Origin of the sequence: Lachnoanaerobaculum gingivalis (assembly GCF_003862475.1) — a bacterium.
GTDB lineage: Bacteria > Bacillota > Clostridia > Lachnospirales > Lachnospiraceae > Lachnoanaerobaculum > Lachnoanaerobaculum gingivalis.
The window spans coordinates 482,789-504,216 of sequence record NZ_RRCO01000002.1 but is presented as its reverse complement, the minus strand read 5'-3'; the positions used below and the strand labels follow the sequence as shown (position 1 = coordinate 504,216).

At 35.3% G+C, this 21,428-nt stretch carries 16 protein-coding genes; 15 read left to right on the top strand and 1 reads right to left on the bottom strand.

The features are described 5' to 3' along the window. The first annotated feature begins 284 nt into the window (after positions 1-284). The 10 genes from EHV10_RS06540 to EHV10_RS06495 all read left to right on the top strand — a co-directional run bounded on the left by EHV10_RS06540 (position 285) and on the right by EHV10_RS06495 (position 12,559). Positions 285-2,573, top strand: a complete 2,289-nt coding sequence (locus EHV10_RS06540; RefSeq protein ID WP_128673970.1) for a glycoside hydrolase family 2 protein — start codon at positions 285-287, stop codon at positions 2,571-2,573. 248 nt (positions 2,574-2,821) lie between these two features. Next, the gene (locus EHV10_RS06535; RefSeq protein WP_128673969.1) at positions 2,822-4,147 is read left to right on the top strand and encodes an ABC transporter substrate-binding protein; all 1,326 of its coding nucleotides are present in this window, start codon (positions 2,822-2,824) and stop codon (positions 4,145-4,147) included. Between the two features lie 74 nt (positions 4,148-4,221). Further along, positions 4,222-5,115: a carbohydrate ABC transporter permease gene (locus EHV10_RS06530; RefSeq protein WP_128673968.1), complete on the top strand. Its 894-nt coding sequence runs from the start codon at positions 4,222-4,224 to the stop codon at positions 5,113-5,115. An 11-nt stretch (positions 5,116-5,126) separates the two neighbouring features. Beyond that, on the top strand, positions 5,127-5,987 hold the full coding sequence (locus EHV10_RS06525; RefSeq protein ID WP_128673967.1) for a carbohydrate ABC transporter permease: 861 nt from the start codon (positions 5,127-5,129) through the stop codon (positions 5,985-5,987). Between the two features lie 24 nt (positions 5,988-6,011). Continuing rightward, on the top strand, positions 6,012-6,983 hold the full coding sequence (locus EHV10_RS06520) for a metallophosphoesterase family protein (protein ID WP_128673966.1): 972 nt from the start codon (positions 6,012-6,014) through the stop codon (positions 6,981-6,983). 40 nt (positions 6,984-7,023) lie between these two features. Continuing rightward, a complete protein-coding gene (locus EHV10_RS06515; protein ID WP_128673965.1) occupies positions 7,024-7,713 on the top strand; it encodes an MBL fold metallo-hydrolase in 690 nt (229 codons plus the stop codon). Positions 7,714-7,738: 25 nt separating this feature from the next. After that, on the top strand, positions 7,739-8,569 hold the full coding sequence (locus EHV10_RS06510; RefSeq protein ID WP_128673964.1) for a glycerophosphodiester phosphodiesterase family protein: 831 nt from the start codon (positions 7,739-7,741) through the stop codon (positions 8,567-8,569). A gap of 29 nt (positions 8,570-8,598) precedes the next feature. Next, on the top strand, positions 8,599-10,782 hold the full coding sequence (locus EHV10_RS06505; RefSeq protein ID WP_128673963.1) for an extracellular solute-binding protein: 2,184 nt from the start codon (positions 8,599-8,601) through the stop codon (positions 10,780-10,782). Positions 10,783-10,802: 20 nt separating this feature from the next. Next, on the top strand, positions 10,803-11,864 hold the full coding sequence (locus tag EHV10_RS06500) for a hypothetical protein (protein WP_128673962.1): 1,062 nt from the start codon (positions 10,803-10,805) through the stop codon (positions 11,862-11,864). Positions 11,865-11,881: 17 nt separating this feature from the next. Continuing rightward, complete coding sequence (locus tag EHV10_RS06495) at positions 11,882-12,559, top strand: MgtC/SapB family protein (RefSeq protein ID WP_128673961.1); 678 nt, start codon at positions 11,882-11,884, stop codon at positions 12,557-12,559. Between the two features lie 127 nt (positions 12,560-12,686). Here EHV10_RS06495 and EHV10_RS06490 read toward each other — a convergent pair whose 3' ends face one another. Then, positions 12,687-14,075, bottom strand: coding sequence for an ISNCY family transposase (locus tag EHV10_RS06490; protein WP_128673960.1), 1,389 nt, complete (start codon positions 14,073-14,075; stop codon positions 12,687-12,689). Between the two features lie 309 nt (positions 14,076-14,384). On the opposite strand from EHV10_RS06490, the gene EHV10_RS06485 reads away from it, so the two are divergent. Genes EHV10_RS06485 through mgtA form a run of 5 tightly spaced genes read left to right on the top strand, consistent with a single transcriptional unit; the run spans position 14,385 to position 21,407 of the window. After that, positions 14,385-15,755, top strand: coding sequence for a DUF512 domain-containing protein (locus EHV10_RS06485; protein WP_128673959.1), 1,371 nt, complete (start codon positions 14,385-14,387; stop codon positions 15,753-15,755). Further along, positions 15,748-17,079, top strand: a complete 1,332-nt coding sequence (gene der, locus EHV10_RS06480) for a ribosome biogenesis GTPase Der (RefSeq protein WP_128673958.1) — start codon at positions 15,748-15,750, stop codon at positions 17,077-17,079. Before EHV10_RS06485 ends, der begins: the two co-directional genes overlap by 8 nt. Then, positions 17,079-17,711 (top strand): glycerol-3-phosphate 1-O-acyltransferase PlsY, encoded by a 633-nt coding sequence (gene plsY, locus EHV10_RS06475; protein WP_128673957.1) that lies wholly within the window; start codon positions 17,079-17,081, stop codon positions 17,709-17,711. Before der ends, plsY begins: the two co-directional genes overlap by 1 nt. Before the next feature lie 2 nt (positions 17,712-17,713). Continuing rightward, positions 17,714-18,712, top strand: a complete 999-nt coding sequence (locus EHV10_RS06470) for an NAD(P)H-dependent glycerol-3-phosphate dehydrogenase (RefSeq protein ID WP_128673956.1) — start codon at positions 17,714-17,716, stop codon at positions 18,710-18,712. A gap of 1 nt (position 18,713) precedes the next feature. Then, a complete protein-coding gene (gene mgtA / locus EHV10_RS06465) occupies positions 18,714-21,407 on the top strand; it encodes a magnesium-translocating P-type ATPase (protein ID WP_128673955.1) in 2,694 nt (897 codons plus the stop codon). The last annotated feature ends 21 nt before the right edge of the window (positions 21,408-21,428 follow it).

Sequence of the window (21,428 nt, the reverse complement as noted above, 5' to 3'; positions counted from 1 at the left end):
GATTTGTAAGAGTTATAAAAAATAAACTATTACAAATATTATTATTCATTTACGAAGATACTATACACTATTAAAAATATGAAGTCAACAATATAACTTTCAATCTCTTGACTATAAAAATTTGATTTTTAAATAGAAATTGTTTAAAAACTAACAATGTTATGTATACAATTTATTTCAAAAATTGAAAGATTGATTTCTTGCTGAAAGACAGTATTTTTTAATGAATTTTCTTGTTATAATTCATCTATAAAATAATGATACTATAATTAGGAGGGAAATATATGAGAGTCATAGATGATTTAAATAAGGACTGGCTTTTCAAAAAGAATATTGAAGTCACCGACAAACTTATAATAGATGAGAGCTTTGATATGATCAATGTTCCCCATACCTATAACGGTTTTGACGGTCAGGACGGCGGAAATGACTATTATAAAGGTAAAGCAGTATATGTAAAGAAGCTTATCAGACCGCTTGTATCACCTGAGAGTGATTTTATCTTAAATTTTGAAGGCGTAAATTCTATAGCAAGAGTATATATTGACGGTGAGTTTGTACAGGAGCATAGAGGCGGATACTCAAGATTCAGAGTTAATATCACAAGATTTTTTGAGAAAAAAGACGCTCTTATGCTGGCTGTAGAAGTGGATAATGCCAATCATTCCGATGTATATCCTCAGATGGCTGATTTTACATTCTATGGCGGTATATACAGAAATGTAAGTCTTATATCGGTGCCTAAGACAAGATTTGATATAGAGTATTATGCTGGCAGTGGTGTTGCTGTTACTTCTAAGATTGAAGGAGAAGATGCAATAATTGACATTACCGCCTATGTAAAAGATCCAAACGAATCAGACATGGTAATGGTTGAAGTAAAAGATGGTGACAGCTATGAGGATGTAGGTTTTGTTGTTGCACCTGCAAAGAAGATAACAAAGCTGAGCCTGAAAATAGATGATGCCCATCTTTGGAACGGTGTAAAAGATCCATTCTTATATAAATTGAGTGTAAAGCTTGTAAGACATAATGAAGTACTTGACAATGTAGAGGTAAATCATGGTATCAGAGAATATTATATAGACCCGGACAAGGGATTTTTCTTAAATGGAAAGAGCCTACCTCTTAGAGGTGTGAGCAGACATCAGGACAGGCTTGGAAAGGGTAATGCACTTGCAGAGCTTGACCATTTTGACGATTATGACTTGATAATGGACGTAGGTGCCAACAGTGTAAGGCTGGCACATTATCAGCAGGATGATTATTTCTATGAGCTTTGTGACAGATATGGACTTGTAGTATGGGCTGAGATTCCTTTTATATCGAGAATGAATAAGAATCCAAAAGCACATGAGAATGCTATGGAGCAGATGAAAGAGCTTATTTATCAAAACTATAATCATAGCAGTATATGCTTTTGGGGAATTTCAAACGAAATAACGATTGCGGGAGATATTCCGGGACTTACAGATAATTTAAGAGAGCTGGATGAGCTTGTAAAGAGTATTGATAAAACAAGACTTACAACAATGGCTCAGGTGTCAATGCTTCCTATGGATTCTGATCACAATCAGATCACAGATATACTTGCATACAATCTATACTTTGGATGGTATGGCGGACAGTATACAGATAACGAAGTATGGTTTGATAAGTTTAGAGCCATGCATCCAAACAGAGCTGTAGGACTTTCAGAGTATGGTTGTGAGGGTATTATAAGTTGGCATTCAAATACACCTGCCTGCAAGGATTATACAGAGGAGTATCAGGCTGAGTATCATGAGCATATGGCAAAACTTCTTGCTGAAAGACCTGAGATATGGGGCTCATATGTTTGGAATATGTTTGACTTTGGCTGTGATATGAGAGATGAAGGCGGTGTTAAGGGTAGAAACAACAAAGGTCTTGTAACGATAGACAGAAAAATAAAGAAAGACGCTTTCTATGTATATAAGGCATATTGGTCAGATGAGGAATTTGTTCACATCGCAAGTAAGAGATTTGCAATCAGAAGTGACGAAAAGATAAATATAAAAATCTATTCAAATATGGAAAAGGTAAAGTTGTTTGTAAACGGTACGGACCTTGGCGAAAAGAAAGGTGGAAAGATTTTTATATTTGAGAATGTAAGTCTTGATATGGGAGCAAATTATATAAAGGCTGTAGGCATAAGTGATGATGAGGAAATAGCTGACAGAACCACATTTATCAGAGAAGAGAAACCTTTTGCCGGATATATAAGACCTACGGATGAAGAAGAAGAGAGCGGCGTTAAGAACCGGTTTGATGATATAGACAAGGAAAGTTTTGATGTAAAAAAGCTTGAGTTTAATCCTGAATACTTCAGTATAAAAGATACAGTGGAAGATGTAATCAGAAATGATAAAGCGGGAGATATATTAGTATCTATTGTAAATCAATTCGGCTCAATGAAGGTTAAAAAGAGTATGCTTGGAATAATGGGTGGCATGCTTGTAGAAGAAATGTCTTCATTCTTCAGCTCTGATAAGGCGGATCCTGAAAAGGTGCTTGCACTTATAAATAAGAATTTGCAGGAAATTAAGAAATAAGATATTAAGTAAAATTATGATTATTTAAAAGATAATCCATTTAAAAGCCTCAAACCGGGGCTTTTTTTATTTGCATTATATTCGAATGAAGTGTTGGTTTTATAGCTGTAGATTAATAAGCTTATTAAGGACGCATAAGTGAATATTATAATGTTTTTATAGAAGTAAAAAAAATATTGACACGTTTCAATTTAAACGTTATAATAAAATTACTAAAAAGAGAACCTTGATTTTATAGGAGGAAAATTATGAGAAAAGTGTTGGCAGCTGCATTATCGGTAGCAATGGGAATGTCACTGGTAGCTTGTGGTGGTGGATCATCTAAGCCTGCAGAGGAGACTACAAAGTCTGCAGAATCCGTTGCAGATAATGCAAAGAGTGGTGATGCAAATCTAAGTGCAGACATTGAGTATTGGTCAAGTTGGAGTGAAACTGAAGCTCAGGCAGATGCATTAAGGGAAGCAGCAGATGAATTTATGAAGGCTAATCCGGGTGTCAAAATTAATTTTACATTTAACGGTCGTGATAACAGAAACCTGGTTGGCTCAGCAGTATCAGCAGGAACAAAGGTTACAATGATGGATGCTAATGCTGATAATATTAAATCAATGTGGTCAGAATTGACATTGGATCTTACACCATATTTTGAAGAGTCATACGAATCAACCGGTGGAGAGAAATATGTTGATAAAATTATGCCAAGTATGTCGGGGTTGTCTGCTAAGCTTTTTGATGGAAAGTATTCATATTTTCCTTACGCACCGCAGGCATTTATGATTTTTTGCAATAAAAACATATTTGATGATTGCGGGATAACAAAATATCCTGAAACCTGGACAGAATTTATGGATGCTTGCGAAAAAATCAAAGCAAAAGGATATACTCCGGTTACTACAGACAGCAATTATGCTACAAGCTGGGTTGGATATTATATGAGCCGCTTAATGGGTAATGATGAGGTCACAAAATTGAGCAATGATCCGTCAGCATGGAGTAATCCGAAGGTGTTAGAGGCGGCTAAAGCTATTGAGGATATGGCAAAGAAGGGATACTTTGATCCGGTTATAGAAACCAATACATATCCGAATGCACAGCAAAGTATGGTTATAAATGAAAAAATAGCAATGTACATCAATGGAACATGGCTTCCTAACGAAGTAAAAGAGTCAACACCGGATGATTTCAAATGGGGTTCTTTCGCATTTCCAACTGTGGAAGGCGGAGTTGATGATCAGACATCAGGATGCTACAGCAGCTATGGAATAGCAATTAATAAGGATGCAACAGAGGAAGAAGCTAAGGCGGCAGCAGCTTTTGGAGTTTATGTAACTACAGCATTCGATCAGAAGTTTTCTGATATGGCAAATGCTATTCCTGTCGGTGTTGACGGTGTATGGCCGGATAGTTTAAAAGATGCACAACAGGTTATGTCAAAGTATACAAACAGATATCCGTCACAGACGGCGCTTATCTTAAATGGTAACAGTAAGCAGATTATTGCAGATGCTTGTTTAAAGCTGATGGGTGGAAGTATCACCGCAGAAGAATTTGTTGAAATGGCATCTAAGTTCTAGTATATATCAGTGATAAAATCATTGCTAAAATGTAAAGGCATCTTGCCTTTACATTTTTTCATAAGGAGGATTTTATGAAACAGACGAAAAGGTCGATTATTACGTTTATGCTACCGGCTGTAGTACTTATGGTAGTTATATTTTTATATCCGACATTAAGAACTATTGCCATGAGTTTGTTTAAGGTAAAGAGTGTAACTACTCCGCTAATGGACTGGAAATTTGTCGGTTTTGGAAATTTTTTTAAGTTATTTAAAACACCTTTATTTGTTAGATCCATGGTAAATATTCTAAAAATATGGATTTACAACGGTATTGCTACAATGGTTTTATCTATGTTGTTTGCACTGGCTTTCACAAAGGATATTCGATTCAAAAAGTTTTTTAGAACTATAGTTTACCTTCCAAATGTAATTGCAGCTATTGCAGTAGGTTATATGTGGTTACTTTACGTATACAATAGCAGATTTGGACTTCTTACAACTATGTTTGCAAGACTTGGATTAAAAGCTTTAGCAGATTATCAATGGCTAAATTCAGATCATATGTTTTTCTCAATGTGTATTGCAAATGTATTCGGTAATGTAGGATACTTTATGATGATGTTCATAGCAGGAATTGAAAAGATACCACAAGATTACTTTGAAGCGGCATCATTAGAGGGAATCACAGGATTTCAACGCTTTAGACATATTATTTTCCCTTTGACAAAAGGTGTTTTGAGGACTGCAATAGTATTGTGGACAACAAGAACTATGGGATTTTTTGCCTTATCACAAGTTTTCTCAGGTGTAAATACATATACACCTATGCTATTTACATATCAGACTTTGTTTGGAACGGAAGTAGCCTCAGAGTCGGTAAATGCAGGAATGGCCGCCGCTGCGGCAGTGCTAATGACAGTTATCGTAGTTATTGTGTCAATGATTCTAAATCATGCAATTAAAGATGATAACTATGAGATGTAGGAGGTGAAGTGATGAAGAACAATAAAAGAAAGTCCGATTTCAGATGGAGAAAAGAAGTTACTTTATTACCTAGTTACATTATTGGAATTATTTGGGCATTTTTTACAATATTTATGATTGGCTGGATTATTGCAGCTTCACTGTCATCAACAAAAGAGGTATTTACGGGTAATGTATTATCTACAGGATTACATTTTGAAAATTATACTAAAGCTTTCTTTAGAAATAAGGCATTGATGAATCTTTTAAATTCAGTGATTTATACAGTACCTTCATGTTTTCTCACTATTATAGTGAGCGCACCTGCAGCATATTGCCTTACCAGATTTAAGTTTAAATTTAACGGTTTGATTAAAAAGAGTATTATTACAGCTCTTGGAATTCCCGGTATTATGATTGTTATGCCGCTATTTTCAATTGTCAGTACATTAAAATTGAGTGGAACACATTTGACTTTGATCTTTATATATACGGCAACTTCAGTACCATACACAACTTTCTTTCTAATGGCATTTTTCCAGGGGATATCTGATGTGTATGAAGAAGCGGCGGCAATAGACGGATGTGGTCCGATACAATGCTTTTGGAGAATCATGTTTCCGTTGGCACAACCTGCTATTATGACAGTAACAATTTTTAACTTTATAAGCAGATGGAATGAATATTTTATGGCATTGATTTTTGCCAATAAATCTGAACTTCGCCCTGTAGGTGTAGGTCTTTATCAGACTGTACAATCAATGATGCAATCAGGTGATTGGGCCGGAATGTTTGCATCTGTAGTAATTGTATTTATGCCAACTGTAATTATATACCTATTCCTTTCCGATAAAATTGTGGCGGGGGTGACATCAGGTGGTGTTAAGGGTTAATTTAATAATAATTGAGGTGGCAAAATGCATTATAGTAATGTGAAATTTGGGATTTTTACTGATTTACATCTGGATATTATGCATGATGGAAGAATACGACTGGATACATTCATAGAACAAATGAAGAAAGAAGATGTTGACTTTATCATTCAACTGGGAGATTTTTGTTACCCGGAGGATACAAGTAAATGCCTATGTTCAGAAAAGAATATGCCTATAAATCTTAAAAATGCGATGAGAGTACCGGTTGATGTACCGAAAATTGAACTCTTGGAGAAATTTAATAAATTTTACAAACCACATTATCATGTACTTGGAAATCATGAGTTTGATTTTTGCTCAAAGGAACAGGCGATGAAGCTCTATGGAATGGATAAGAGATATTACTCTTTCATATGTAAAGGTTGGAAATTCTTAGTGCTTGATGGTAATAATTTTAAAACGAAGACCGGAGAACTTAAAGATTATTATTATGGGGATTATTTTGATTCTGATGATTTACCATATATTGATTCTGAACAAATGGAATGGATTGAAAAAGAACTGTTGGAATCTGATATGCCTAAAATAATATTTTCACATCAACCTCTAAATGAAGGCCCCAGAGGTATAAAAAATGCTGATGAACTTTCAAATTTATTCATAAAGGCAAATAGAAGCGGTAAAAAAGTTAGACTTTGTATAAACGGACATACACATGTAGATAGATTGGAATGTGATAAAGGAGTGTATTACTATACTCTAAACAGTATGTCAAATCATTGGATCGGAACAAAGTTTGCAAAACATAGATTTTCAGATGAAATAGAAGAGGCTTTTCCAAATCTTCAATATACATTTCCATATAAGAGCCCGTTGTATGCAATAGTAGAATTAAATAGTAAAGGGGCTTATATTAAAGGAAAATCGGGAGAGTTTATAAAGCCAAGTCCGTTGGATATGGGGTGTGATGAAGATTTGAGTGCATCTATACAAGATAGAGAAATCTTATGGTGATTTATATAAAAATTTTATTATAGGAAAATAAGGAGATAAAATGGAATTAAAATTCACCGGAATAGGAGCGGCATATTATCCGGTACTGGGAAGTAATTGTGCATTTTTTGAGCATGATAACTGTCTATACTTAATAGACTGTGGAGAGAGTACTTTTAGAGCTATGTTTTCACGTAATGAAATATATGATTATGATAATATAGTTGTACTGCTTACACACCTTCATGCTGATCATATCGGTAGTCTGGGATCTTTTCTTTCTTTTTGTAAAAATGTACTTGATAAAAAAGTATTATTGGCAGCTGAGGAAGATACCATTGTAAATATATTGGATCAAAGTGGAGTTCACACTGATAAATATAATTTCACAAAAGACTTCAAAGAATGCGAAGCGGACGGATTATCTATTTATGTGAAGAGAGAAAGCCATGCTACAGATATGTTATGTTGCGGATTTATTTTTGAATGTAATGGAGAAAAGATATACTACAGTGGTGATACAAGCAATGTTCCGTCTGATATTTTAAACGCCTTTCTATCAAGAGAAATAAAGACTATGTATCAAGAATGTACATTCCTAGATACAGACAGTACATCACATTTTTCTCTTAAGAAATTATGTGAGATTATTCCGTATGAAGAAAGACAACGTGTTTATTGCATGCATTTAGGAGATGATATTGAAGATGATATTGTTAAAGCAGGATTTCGTGTTCCGAAGATAGTATAAATTGGAATGCCGGAGGTAAGTTAGAATGAAAAATACACTTCATTTATACAATAATGATAATGTACAGATTGTGGCTCATCGTGGAGCGGCAGGTTCCAATATTCCTTGTAATACAATACCTGCATTTGATATCGCTCTAAAAGGCGGTGCTTCAATTTTAGAGATGGATCTTTTTAAAAGTACTGATGGTAAAATATTTATTTTTCATACAGGTAAAGAACCGTATCAACTTAATAAAAACATTGATCTTACAAAACTGGACAGTGAAGAGATAAAAAAACTTCGCCTTATCAATGTTGATTTTAATCCTACACAATGGGGAATAAATTCTTTTGACGATATATTAGAGCATTTTAAGGGACGTTGTATTTTAAATCTTGATCGCATTGGGGATTGTATCCCCGATGTCATAAAAGTAGTTGAAAGACATAACATGAGAGATCAGGTTTTACTTAAGCATGCCCCGATTCCAAGTGTTTTAAAGATAATTGAAGATGTGGCACCTGATTATATGTTTATGCCGATATATATGGAAGAAGATAATGCTTCAGAAATAATTGAAAAAATGAATATAAATTATATCGGTGCTGAACTTGTGTTTAAAACAGAAGAGTCCCCTGTGATACAACCTGAATATATAGAGAGTATGAAGAAGAGGGGCAAGACTTTATGGGGGAATGCAGTATTATACAATTATAAAGTACCTCTTTCAGCCGGGCATACGGATGATGTCTCAATGATTGATGATCTGGATAAAGGATGGGGGTGGTTAGTTGACCATGGCTTTGATATAATTCAAACTGATTGGACATATCAATGCTGTAAGTATTTAAAGGATAGAGGAATAAACCATTAATACTTACAAATCAGATTGGAGTATAGAAAATGGCAACTATAAAAGATATAGCCAAGGTGGCAAAAGTATCGCAGGCAACCGTTTCAAATGTTTTAAACGGGAAAGATAATGTAAGCAGTGATAAAATACGTAGAGTAATGAAAGCAGTTGAGGATATGGGCTATGTTATAAATGAAAAGGCTCAAAACCTCAGAAAGGGTACTGCAAAGATTTTAGCAGTTGTAGTTCCAAATTTATATGATAAAACATACATAGATTTTTTTTCCAGTTTTAAAGATTATGCGGAAAGAAAAGAATATACAGTAGATTTATACATTACAAATGACGATGATGATTATGAGAGGAAGCAGATTCAGAAAATAAAATCCAGAATGACGGAGGGAGTAGCTGTTTTTACATCTATATCAGATGGAAGTGAGGCTTACTATGAAGCAGGATTTTCAAATGAAGATGTTGTTTTTATATCTAATAAACAGCCATATAATTGTAAGTTTATCGGATATGATAATATAGAGGCCGGAAAAGAAATCGCAAAAAAAATATTGCAAGGCAATTATGAAAAAGTCGCTCTTTTAACAGGACCTCTTACATATTCAGGGAAAATGGACTTTCGTAATTCATTTTTAGAGAGTATTGTAAAATCAGATAAGATCTCAGAAGTATATGAGAGAGTTACTACTGAGCAGTGCAAATATCAGAATGTAGTGAGAGTTTTTACTCATATGCAACCTGATGCAGTCGTTACTGACAGTATATCATTGGCTCAAACAGTAAAAAGTGTATATCAAAACTTCTATAGAAATAGGCCGGTAGATATCGTTTCACTTTCTCCTGTATATACTATTCCTGAAAGAGATATTATTAGATATGAAATAGACTATAGAAAAATGGGTATAGATGCCGCTTCATATCTAATAAACCGTAACTGGGAAAATAGAAATGAACTGATTATAGAATCAAAAGGATTTTCAGATTGGCCAAAAATAAATTCAAAAAATGAAGAAAATGTATTGAATATTTTATCTATTGCAAGCCCTACTACACGAGCACTTAAGACAGTGGTAAATTTGTATGAATTTAATACCGGAATAAAGATACGAATAACAGAATCAGACTATGAAAGTATGTATAAACTGGTAAAAAACCGAGGGGCGGAACTTCCATATGATATAGTTCGTATGGATAAGGATTGGTTTCCGGTTTTAGCTAAATCGGTATTTGAGCCACTTACAAATATAGAATCCAATATCGGTAACAGCTTAGACGGTTTTTTGCCTAATGCATTAAAAAATTATTCTTATCTTGATGGTGATATTTATGCATTACCGGGAACACCAAGTATTCAATTACTGTTTTATAGAAAGGATTTGTTTGAAGATACAAGATTAAAAAGATTATATTATGAGATGTACAAGAAATCATTAGAGGTTCCAAAGACCTTTGAAGAGTATAATCGTATTGCGTATTTTTTTACAAATGAATTTAACAATGAATCTCCGATTAAGTATGGTTGTAGCTTTACATCAGGAGAACACGGAACTGTCGGTGTTGAATTTTTGATGCGATATTTTAGTCATTCAAAAAGATTATTTGATGAAAATGGAAATATTCTTTTAAATACTGAGGCAGCAAGAGATGCATTAAGAGAAACTAAAGACTCTTGGAATTGTTCCTCAAAAATAGAGCACAATTGGTGGACAGATTCAGCTCAGGAGTTTGCGGAAGGTGATACGGCAATGGGTATTTATATGATAAACCATGTTAGTGGATTTGTCGGACCCGACTCAAAGATTAGAGGGAAAATAGGGTGGTCTATTGTACCCGGAGATAATCCTATGCTTGGTGGTAGTGTTCTTGGTATTTCTAAATATTCAAAAAATAAGGATATTGCTTTAGACTTTTTGAAATGGATTAGTCGAGATGATATAGGTACAGCTACTGTATTACTTGGCGGTATGTCTGCAAAAAAAACGGCATATGATGATGCTGAAGTAAATGATGCTTATCCATGGCTTGATTATGCAAAAAAATGTTTTAAAAATGCTCAGACCAACTACTATCCTATAGTAGATGGAGATAATATTGGATTAAAAGAGTTGCAGAATTTACTAGGTGTGGCAATAAAAAAAGGTATAATGGAGCATTTAGATATTGATGAAATACTTGAAACTGCTATGACCGATTATGAAAATTTGAAAAAGAAAAAACTTTAATATGCAGAGGGAGGCTTTAAATGTCTGATTTTCCTTATAAATCAAGTAAATATAGATATACAGCAATAAGATTTATTAAAAGTAAAAAAGGTATATTTGGAATACCGAAGATTAATATAAGTGCAGATTTTGAATGTGAGATTACAAAAGAAAACGGTTTATATTATGAAACAGATGGAGAAATTGTAATTTATATAAAGCATTTTATCTTAAAGGATGCTTGCTTGATTTCTATAGACGTAGAAGACAGTGAAGAATATGAAATAAAGTATATATTATGTGAAGGCAAATATATAGCATTTGATCACAGTAATAACGAATATATATTTCAAATTGAAATTAGTGGACTTCTTGGTCCGACTAGAACATTATATGCACATAGTATTTTAAGAGAAGACGGCATTACTCTTAGAGTTGAAGAGAACGATATTGGAAGGTGTGCGGGAAAATATGATAAAGATACATATCCGCAAACTCAAATCGATGCTTCGGTTCACTATACATTTGCGGCAAGAGAAGTCTTAAGGCATATGGGTATAGGAAAATATTTACATGATAATAATCTCGGATACATATTGCTTCTTGGATTTGAAACTTGTAATGAGTTACACCCTGATTATCCACCGCATTGGCATTTGATATTCAGATGGCCATATTTTTGTGGCTCACAGGCACCTCATATATACATTGATAAAGAAGGCAAGATGGAGTCGAATGTAACTTATATTGACGGCATAAGTGGAGTATGCAGAAAGTATCAGACTTTAGAATGGTGCAAGATGGTTGATATGTACGGTGCGGATGTAATTGCTTTTAGACTGGTAGAAGATGGAGGTATGGAGCTTACTTCTCCCGGTGGAAATACCTATAAAATTGCCCCTTATAGTATGGAAGACGGTGTAAAAGTATATTGTGATGAAAGGTATATTGGTAATATTACCGTAAAAAATGACACTGATAACGGACAGATTAAGTTATTATGGAATAACAGCGATTGTATTCAAGATTCTTATAAAGAGATTATCGAATATGATCAATATACGGGAAACATCAAAAAAGTTGAATGTGTCGATAGTATATAAATATAAGGAGATGCTAAATGGAAAAATATGTAATTAATGATAGTATTTTTTTATTTCAGCTTATATGTGCCGGACTTTGTGGTACAGCTTTAGGAGTGGAACGACAGAGCAGAATGAAGTCTGCCGGAGTAAGAACACATTTCATAGTATCCGTAGCATCTGCGCTTATGATGATTGTATCAAAATACGGTTTTTTAGATGTTATCTCGATTGAAGGTGCAAGTGTAGATATATCCAGAGTTGCAGCAGGAATTATATCAGGCATAGGCATACTTGGAGGAGGATTGATTTTCATCAGCAAACAAGGGCTTGTTCGAGGTATGACAACAGCTGCCGGAATATGGATGACAGTAGGCATTGGTATGGCTATAGGTGCAAGAATGTATGTACTGGGTTTTGAAGGTACAATTCTTATACTTCTTATGCAGTGCTTATTCCATAGAAAACTCGAAATACTAAAAGATCCGTTAAGAGCAAAGGTAATGTTTTCAATTGGAGACAGAAAAGAAGATGTAGAAACAGTAGTTCATAAGCTTGAGGCTATGGGTATTGAAGTAAGTATGATAAAGGTTGAAAGAAAGGGAGATAAAAACTTTCAAATGAAATGTGAAACTGTACTTCCAAGAAATATGGAAAGAGGCAATTTTACAAAAAGAATTGTGGGAATAGAAAATTTGTTGTCATATGAGGTTTAGAAACAAAAATCTTTAATGATGTAATAGATGTTATAGGATAACAGAAAATGAAAAAATAAGATGTGTCAAGCATAAATGATTATGTCCCAAAAAAATTAATTTATAAGCCCCATAAAAGGGGCTTTTATCATGCACTTTTTATGTCTTCTTCAATTCTGTGTGGCTGTGAGTGTACGAATTTATAAAAGGCACCTAATCTCCAAGGATGGTTCATTGGTGGAATATAAGGTTTTCTAGGCTCGGGTTGTTTGTAATCAGCATCCAAGTCCTTAGATTTATGCTCATGGGGCGGTATTTCTTCCAGAGCGTAAATATCTTTGTCATTTACGCACGCAAACAGAGACCTATCAAATGCTTTGATAAGCATAACCTTGGTACCTTTTCGGTAATGGGTCTGCATTCCTTTATTATCTACCATCTTATAAAATTTCTTCTCGAATTGAATCGCATGTCCGGCATCAACAGTTCTCTCGGTTAAAACCGCCAAAGTAAGATTTATTTTTTCTTTAGACGGTTGCTTTTCAAAGACAGATTTGATACCATTACATGGAAGTGAGAACTTCTCATTGAATTCTTTTATGTAGTGGTAAAGGAATTCATTGGCATTATTGATGTCGGTTACGCCTGCGAGTCTAAACTCAATAGGCAGGCGTGACTGTAAGGTTTGATTCAATCGTTCTATGCGTCCTTTAGCTTGTGGTATGCTGCTTGATTCAAGTTGTATACCAAGTTGCTTGCAGGCGTAAGCGAACTGTGTATAGGTGTCTTTGTCGTCAGATAAGGCACCTTTTTTCTTGTAGGTAAATACAGTTCGTTTATCAGTAAGAAACTTATAGGGAATACCATAATCAGTAAGAATCTGTTCAAACACATGGTAGTAGCCGTTAAGAGTCTCTTGAGTATCAAACCATGCACCCGTAACAACACCTGAGGCATCATCAATGGCCAAATGTAGATGCCATATCTGTCCGGGCACCCATTCATAAGGTGTAGCATCCATTTGAAGCAATTCGCCGAAATAAGCACATCTTGGACGACGACTGTGAGCATCTTCAACTGCTACTAAGTTAGCCTGTATCTGTGATAATTCTTTTTTTGATGTTGCAGCTTGCTTCTTGGCTCTGAGAGCCTGCTTAATGCGTCTACGTTTAGCTTTTGTAGCCTTTGGAGATAGAATGTACTCTGACTCCAAAATACTCATTACAGAGGAAGAAGAGATGCTTATACCCTCATGCTTTTTAAGAAGCTCCGTATAGTGTTCAAAGTTAGCCTTGTAGTATTTAGTTCTGTATAGATCAATAACCTGACTTCTGACATCAGGACGTATAGTGGTGGCAGGCTTCTTACCTCTGTTACCATGGATAAAGAATGCCTTACCATCTTTAATATAACCTTGTATCATACGGTTTATATGCCTCTTGGTGCATCCTAGGATAAGAGCATCTCTATCCTTATTAGCTGTATCCGGGTGATCTACCAGCCCTTTAATAACCTCATATTTTCTTTGTTCATTCATTGATAAAATAACCTTTCTGATAAGTCAGTCCCTCCTAGTGTTAGAATATACAAAATACTATTCTACCATAAGTGGGACATTTTTATTTGTGGTATACCAGGACTTTATCATTTATGGCTTATAGATAACAGAAAATGAAAAAATAAGATGTTGAAATCTAAAATTTAATATGTTAGACTGAAAGAGGCAAATGAAGTTAAGATATGTAGTCGGATAGTGCTACAATAAGAAAGCCACGAGCTCGTATCTCGTGGCTTTTTCCGTTATAGTAGTAGATGTCATTTGCTATTTACAAATGAATGGAGTAAAATGAATTTTCATATAATAAAAAGCATTGCTAAAGGGTCTATTGCTGAAGAACTGGAAATAGAGCCTGGAGATAAGCTTATATCTATCGACGGCAATGAAATAAAAGATGTATTGGATTACAGATATTATATAAATGCTGAAGAGTTCACCATGGTGATTGAAAAGGCAAACGGTGAAGAGTGGGAGCTGGATATTGAAAATGACTATGAAGATATAGGACTTGAGTTTGAAGAGGGACTTATGAGTGATTATAAATCCTGCACAAACAACTGTATATTCTGCTTTATAGACCAGATGCCGGAGGGAATGAGAGAGACACTTTATTTTAAAGATGATGATTCCAGGCTTTCTTTTTTACAGGGTAATTATGTAACACTCACAAATATGAAGGATGCGGATATTGACAGAATAATAAGATTTAATCTGGCACCTATCAATATATCTGTACATACCACAAATCCCGAACTCAGAAAAAAGATGCTTCACAATCGCTTTGCCGGAGAGTCACTTAAGTATATAGATAAACTTTATGAGAAAAATGTACCTATGAACGGACAGGTGGTTATGTGTCCGGGGTATAATGACGGTGAAGAGTTAAAGCGCACATTAAATGATTTATTAAAATACGCACCTACAATGGAGAGTGTATCTGTGGTACCTGTAGGTATTACAAAATTTAGAGAAGATTTGCCAAGGCTGACGCTTGTCAATAAAGCAAAAGCAATTGAAACTATAGAGATAATAGAGGATATTCAAAGAAAGGCTATGGAAAAATGCAATATGCATTTTGCACAGGCCAGTGATGAGTTTTATCTGATTGCAGAAAGAGAGATGCCAAAGGAAGAAACCTATGACGGATATATTCAGCTTGAAAACGGTGTAGGAATGCTTAGACTTCTGAGTGAGGAAGTACAAGATGCGATAGAAACCTTGCAAATAGATAAAGAGGATATTAGAAAAGAAGAAGTTATAAGTATTGCAACAGCTATTTTGCCAGCACATTCCATGAAGGAGCTTGTAAAAAAGGTTGAGGAAAGATTTCCTTCAAAGAAGATTAATTTCTATACAATAAGAAATAATTTCTTTGGAGAAAGAATAACTGTAGCCGGGCTTTTGACCGGAGTTGATATAATAAATCAGCTAAGGGGTAAGGAGCTTGGTGACAGATTATTATTGTCGGTAAATATGTTTAGAAGTGGAGAAGAGGTATTACTGGATGATTTGACCAGAAGTGATATTGAAAGAGAGCTGAATATCAAAACAGTTATTGTAGGTCAGTCAGGTTATGATCTGGTAAATGCTATTATTTCTGATAAATATATAGAAGAAAATGCCTATAAGGCATATGAAAAAGGAGTTAATAATGAGTAAACCTGTAGTTGCCATTATAGGCAGGCCGAATGTAGGAAAGTCTACATTGTTTAACGCCATAGCAGGGGAGCCTATTTCGATAGTAAAGGATACCCCGGGAGTGACAAGAGACAGAATATATGCCGATTGTACATGGCTAAATATGAATTTTACACTTATAGATACAGGAGGTATAGAGCCGGACAGCAGCGATATTATACTTTCACAGATGAGAGAACAGGCTGAGATAGCTATAGAGACAGCTGATGTTATAGTCTTTATTACTGATGTACGTCAAGGACTGGTGGATTCTGATTCCAAAGTTTGTGATATGCTAAGAAAATCAAGAAAGCCGGTTGTACTTGCCGTAAATAAGGTTGACTCAATGGCTAAATTTGGAAATGATGTATATGAGTTTTATAATCTTGGAATAGGAGATCCTATACCGGTATCAGCCGCATCAAGACTTGGAATAGGTGATTTACTTGAGGCTGTAGCGGCACATTTTAAGAATGTGAACACTGAAGATGATGAGGATGATGACAGACCGAGAATTGCCATAGTCGGAAAGCCAAATGTAGGTAAATCATCTATTATAAACAGGCTTACAGGTCAAAACAGAGTTATTGTATCTGATATTGCAGGTACTACAAGAGATGCTATAGATACTGTGGTTGTAAATAATAAACAGGAGTATGTTTTTATTGATACTGCAGGTCTTAGAAGAAAATCAAAGGTAAAAGAGGATATTGAAAGATATTCTATAATCAGAACCGTAACAGCTGTAGACAGAGCGGATGTTGTAATACTTGTCATTGATGCCAATGAGGGTGTTACAGAACAGGATGCAAAGATTGCAGGTATTGCACATGACAAGGGTAAGGGCATTATTGTTGCTGTAAATAAATGGGATCTTATTGAAAAGGATAATAAGACTATTTATGAGTACACAAATGATATAAAGAGAATACTTTCTTTTATGCCGTATGCGGAGTTTGTATTTATATCTGCATTAAGCGGTCAGAGACTTCAAAAGCTCTTTGAGATGATAGATATTGTCAGAGAGAATCAGACTCTCAGAATACAGACAGGTGTTTTAAATGAGATAATCTCAGAAGCTACGGTAATGCAGCAGCCGCCGTCAGATAAGGGTAAGAGACTTAAGATATTCTATGCCACACAGGTAGCGGTAAAGCCTCCTACATTTGTTATTTTCGTTAATATAAAACAACTTATGCATTTCTCATATCAAAGATATTTGGAGAATAAGATTAGAGAGGCCTTTGGATTTAAGGGTACATCTATAAGATTTATTATCAGAGAAAGAGGAGAGGATGCCAAATAATGCTTAGAATTCTTCTTTTAATAATAGGTTATGCTATCGGAAATATAGAGACCGGATATATATTCGGAAAACTCAATAAGATGGATATAAGAAATTACGGTTCGGGAAATGCCGGTGCAACAAATACTCTTAGAGTACTTGGTCCAAAGGCAGGACTTATAGTTTTTTTAGGAGATTTTTGTAAATCTTTGATACCATGTTTGGTAGTAAGATTTATTTTCAGGGATAATGTAAGCCTCAGCTATGTATATATGCTTTATATAGGGCTTGGTGTGGTACTTGGTCACAACTTCCCGTTCTATCTAGGATTTAAGGGCGGAAAGGGAGTTGCTTCAACAGCAGGTATAATAATGGCTCTTGATTATAGAATTGCTTTTGTTTGTCTGGCTGTATTTATCTTGATAGTTGCTGTAACAAGATATGTATCACTTGCATCTATGGTTGTAATGATTATTTTTATCGGTATGTCACATATGTTCGTAAAGACTGATTATGGTTTTACAGACGGAAGCTCAACGATGGAGTTTAGGCTTTTGGTGGTGATTATAGGATTTTTATCAATATTTATGCATAGGGCAAATATAAAGAGACTTTTAAACGGTACTGAGAATAAAATAGGGAAAAAGGTGTGAAAATGAATATTTCAGTTATTGGTTCAGGTACTTGGGGTATGGCACTTGCAAGACTCCTATTTGATAACGGGCATAGTATAAAGGTATGGTCCGCAATTGAAAGCGAGATAAAGGAACTTAGAGAAAAACGTACACATAAAAATCTTCCGGGTGTTGTATTTGATGAAGCTATCAGATTTGAAACGGATTTGGAAGTTGCCATGGAAGGCTCCAAGATTTGTGTGCTTTCAGTACCTTCAATTTTTACAAGAAGTACTGCAAAAAGAATGGCACCGTTTTATGAAGAAGGACAAATTATTGTAAATGTTGCAAAGGGTATTGAAGAAAATACTCTTGAAATACTTACAGAGCAGATTTTGGATGAAATAAAGAATGCAAATGTTGCGGTACTCTCAGGCCCGAGTCATGCGGAAGAGGTGGTAAGACTTCTGCCTACTACATGTGTAGCCGGAGCCAATGATTTAAAGACTGCCGAGCTGATTCAGTCGGTATTTATGAGTCCGGTATTCAGAGTATATACTTCTACAGATATGCTTGGTATTGAGCTTGGCGGTTCGCTAAAAAATGTTATAGCTTTGGCGGCAGGTATCTCAGACGGACTTGGCTATGGGGACAATGCCAAGGCTGCTCTTATTACCAGAGGAATTGTTGAAATAAGCAGACTCGGTACAGCTATGGGAGCAAGAATAGAGACATTTTACGGTCTTTCGGGTATCGGTGATTTGATAGTTACCTGTGCAAGTAAGCACAGCAGAAACAGAAAAGCCGGTATGCTCATGGGACAGGGAATGACTATGGAAGAAGCTATGAAAGAAGTGGCAATGGTGGTGGAAGGTGTATATTCTGCCAAAGCCGCCAAGGCTTTGGCAGATAAATACAATATCTGTATGCCTATTGTTGATGAGGTAAATGCCGTACTTTTTGAAAATAAGGATCCTAAGCAGGCGGTGGATGCACTGATGCTTAGAGACAGGATATCGGAGAGTATCACGGGGATGTAAGATGAATAAAAATATAGATTACATGGCAACCAACTCGCTTGAGGATATAAAATCCTACCTTGGTATGGATTTAACAGGACTAAGTGAAGAAGCTGTTCAAAAAAACAGGGAGAAGTATGGAGCAAATAAGGTAAAAAAGGAAAAGAAAAAGTCACTTGCAAAAAAGCTTGAGGAAGCTTTTATAAATCCTTTTACAGTCGTACTTATTTGTTTAGCTGTTGTATCTACAGTAACGGATATTATATTTCCGATACTGCATATGTTCGGAAATACAAAAAAGGATTTTAACCCTATTACCGTAATTATTATTTTAACAATGGTATTTGTGTCAGGTGTACTCAGGTTTATTCAGGAGGGCAGAAGCGGTGATGCCGCAGAGAAGCTGCTTGCTATGATTAAAACTACATGTACCGTGACAAGAAAGAATAAAAATCATATAGAAATTCCTTTGGATGAAGCTGTAGTAGGTGATATAGTTTATCTTTCGGCAGGAGACATGATTCCTGCCGATGTAAGGATAATAGAGGCAAAGGACCTTTTTGTCAGTCAATCAAGCTTAAGCGGTGAGAGCGAACCTATAGAAAAGCTTGCCACGGTCTGTGAAAAGAAGGACAATATCACAGAATATACAAATATAGCTTTTATGGGAAGCAGTGTTATATCGGGAAGTGCCACTGCAGTTGTTATAGCGGTAGGAGACAATACGCTTTTCGGATCAATGACTTTGGCAATATCCGGTGAGTCTGTGGAAACAAACTTTACAAAGGGAGTTAATGCTGTTTCATGGGTGCTTATCAGGTTTATGCTTGTAATGGTACCCTTAGTCTTTGTTATCAACGGAGTAACAAAGGGAAATTGGATATCGGCATTTTTATTTGCCATATCGGTTGCAGTAGGATTGACACCTGAAATGCTTCCTATGATTGTAACAAGTTGCCTTGCAAAAGGTGCTGTATCAATGAGTAAAAAGAAGACTATTGTAAAGAATCTGAATTCTATACAAAACTTCGGAGCTATGGATATACTGTGTACAGACAAAACAGGAACATTGACTCAGGACAGAGTAGTACTTGAGTATCATTTGAATATAAAGGGAGATGAGGATTCAAGAGTACTCAGATACGGATATCTTAACAGCTATTTTCAGACAGGTTATAAGAATCTTATGGACCTTGCCATAATTCAAAAGACTGAGGAAGAAGAGGAAAAAGACTCACAACTTCTTGATTTATCGGAAAACTATAAAAAAATCGATGAGATACCTTTTGACTTTAATAGAAGAAGATTAACTACAGTAGTACAAAATAATGCAGGTACTATAAAAATGGTTACAAAGGGAGCATTTGAAGAAATGCTTTCTATATGTTCTTTTGTGGAATACAACGGAAACGTTCAGCCTATAACAAATGACTTCAGACAAAGAATTCTGGAAACAGCAGATATACTTAATGAAAAAGGATTCAGAGTGCTTGCAATTGCCAGAAAAGATATAAAAAAGCAAAGTTGTAATGTTGAAGATGAATCTGAAATGATTCTTATGGGATATCTGGCATTTCTTGATCCGCCTAAGGAGTCGGCCGCAAATGCCATAAAAGCACTGAAAGAACATGGTGTCAGAACGAAAATCCTTACAGGTGATAATGAAAAAGTTACAAAAACAATATGTAAGCAGGTCGGTCTTGAGGTAAGAAACATGCTGCTTGGCAGTGATATTGAAAAGATGGACGATGAAGAACTTAAGAAAACGGCAGAGATAACAGATGTATTTGCCAAGCTTACTCCAAGCCAGAAATCAAGAGTGGTATCGGTACTTAGAGAAATCGGACATACTGTAGGCTTTATGGGTGACGGAATAAATGACGCGGCGGCAATGAAGGCTGCTGATATCGGAATTTCTGTGGATACGGCTGTGGATGTGGCAAAGGAGTCTGCAGATATTATACTTCTTGAAAAGGATCTTATGGTTTTAGAGTCCGGAATCATAGAGGGACGAAAGACATTTGCAAACATGATAAAGTACATTAAGATGACGGCATCATCAAACTTCGGAAATATGTTCTCGGTTTTGGGTGCCAGTGCACTTTTGCCTTTCTTGCCTATGGAAAGTATGCATCTTATTTTGTTGAATTTGATTTATGACTCATGTTGCAGTGCTATTCCATGGGATAATGTTGATGAAGAATTTATTAAGTTACCGAAAAAATGGGACGCTTCAAGTATAGGTAAATTCATGGTATGGATAGGGCCTACAAGCTCAATCTTTGACTTTGCGACATTTGCATTTATGTATTTTGTTTTCTGTCCGCATTTTGTAAGCCATGGAGTAACATATAATAATCTTGCAAGTCATTTTACCGGTGATGAACTTAATATGATAAGAGCCTCTTATGTTGCAATGTTTCAGGCAGGATGGTTTGTAGAGTCTATGTGGAGTCAGTCATTGGTTATACATATGATTCGTACAATGAAGTTGCCTTTTATACAAAGTCGAGCCTCCACACAGCTTACATTACTGAATTTCTTCGGAATAATTTTTATTACAATTATTCCGTTTACACTGCTTGGAAAAGTACTGGGATTTTCATCATTGCCTTTATCATTCTTTTTATTCCTTTTACCATGTGTATTGGTATACATGATACTTGTAACAGCAGTAAAAAAGGCTTATATTCACTATCACAAAGAGTGGTTGTAACAGTGAACAAAGCCCTTATAA

Bases quoted from the DNA above. Each gene is read 5' to 3' on its own strand.
- EHV10_RS06510 (WP_128673964.1), top strand. From the start codon at position 7,739: ATGAAAAATACACTTCATTTATACAATAATGATAATGTACAGATTGTG.
- EHV10_RS06520 (WP_128673966.1), top strand. From the start codon at position 6,012: ATGCATTATAGTAATGTGAAATTTGGGATTTTTACTGATTTACATCTG.
- EHV10_RS06505 (WP_128673963.1), top strand. From the start codon at position 8,599: ATGGCAACTATAAAAGATATAGCCAAGGTGGCAAAAGTATCGCAGGCA.
- EHV10_RS06490 (WP_128673960.1), bottom strand. From the start codon at position 14,075: ATGAATGAACAAAGAAAATATGAGGTTATTAAAGGGCTGGTAGATCAC.
- EHV10_RS06530 (WP_128673968.1), top strand. From the start codon at position 4,222: ATGAAACAGACGAAAAGGTCGATTATTACGTTTATGCTACCGGCTGTA.
- EHV10_RS06485 (WP_128673959.1), top strand. From the start codon at position 14,385: ATGAATTTTCATATAATAAAAAGCATTGCTAAAGGGTCTATTGCTGAA.
- EHV10_RS06525 (WP_128673967.1), top strand. From the start codon at position 5,127: ATGAAGAACAATAAAAGAAAGTCCGATTTCAGATGGAGAAAAGAAGTT.
- plsY (WP_128673957.1), top strand. From the start codon at position 17,079: ATGCTTAGAATTCTTCTTTTAATAATAGGTTATGCTATCGGAAATATA.
- EHV10_RS06515 (WP_128673965.1), top strand. From the start codon at position 7,024: ATGGAATTAAAATTCACCGGAATAGGAGCGGCATATTATCCGGTACTG.
- EHV10_RS06540 (WP_128673970.1), top strand. From the start codon at position 285: ATGAGAGTCATAGATGATTTAAATAAGGACTGGCTTTTCAAAAAGAAT.
- der (WP_128673958.1), top strand. From the start codon at position 15,748: ATGAGTAAACCTGTAGTTGCCATTATAGGCAGGCCGAATGTAGGAAAG.
- mgtA (WP_128673955.1), top strand. From the start codon at position 18,714: ATGAATAAAAATATAGATTACATGGCAACCAACTCGCTTGAGGATATA.
- EHV10_RS06470 (WP_128673956.1), top strand. From the start codon at position 17,714: ATGAATATTTCAGTTATTGGTTCAGGTACTTGGGGTATGGCACTTGCA.
- EHV10_RS06495 (WP_128673961.1), top strand. From the start codon at position 11,882: ATGGAAAAATATGTAATTAATGATAGTATTTTTTTATTTCAGCTTATA.
- EHV10_RS06500 (WP_128673962.1), top strand. From the start codon at position 10,803: ATGTCTGATTTTCCTTATAAATCAAGTAAATATAGATATACAGCAATA.
- EHV10_RS06535 (WP_128673969.1), top strand. From the start codon at position 2,822: ATGAGAAAAGTGTTGGCAGCTGCATTATCGGTAGCAATGGGAATGTCA.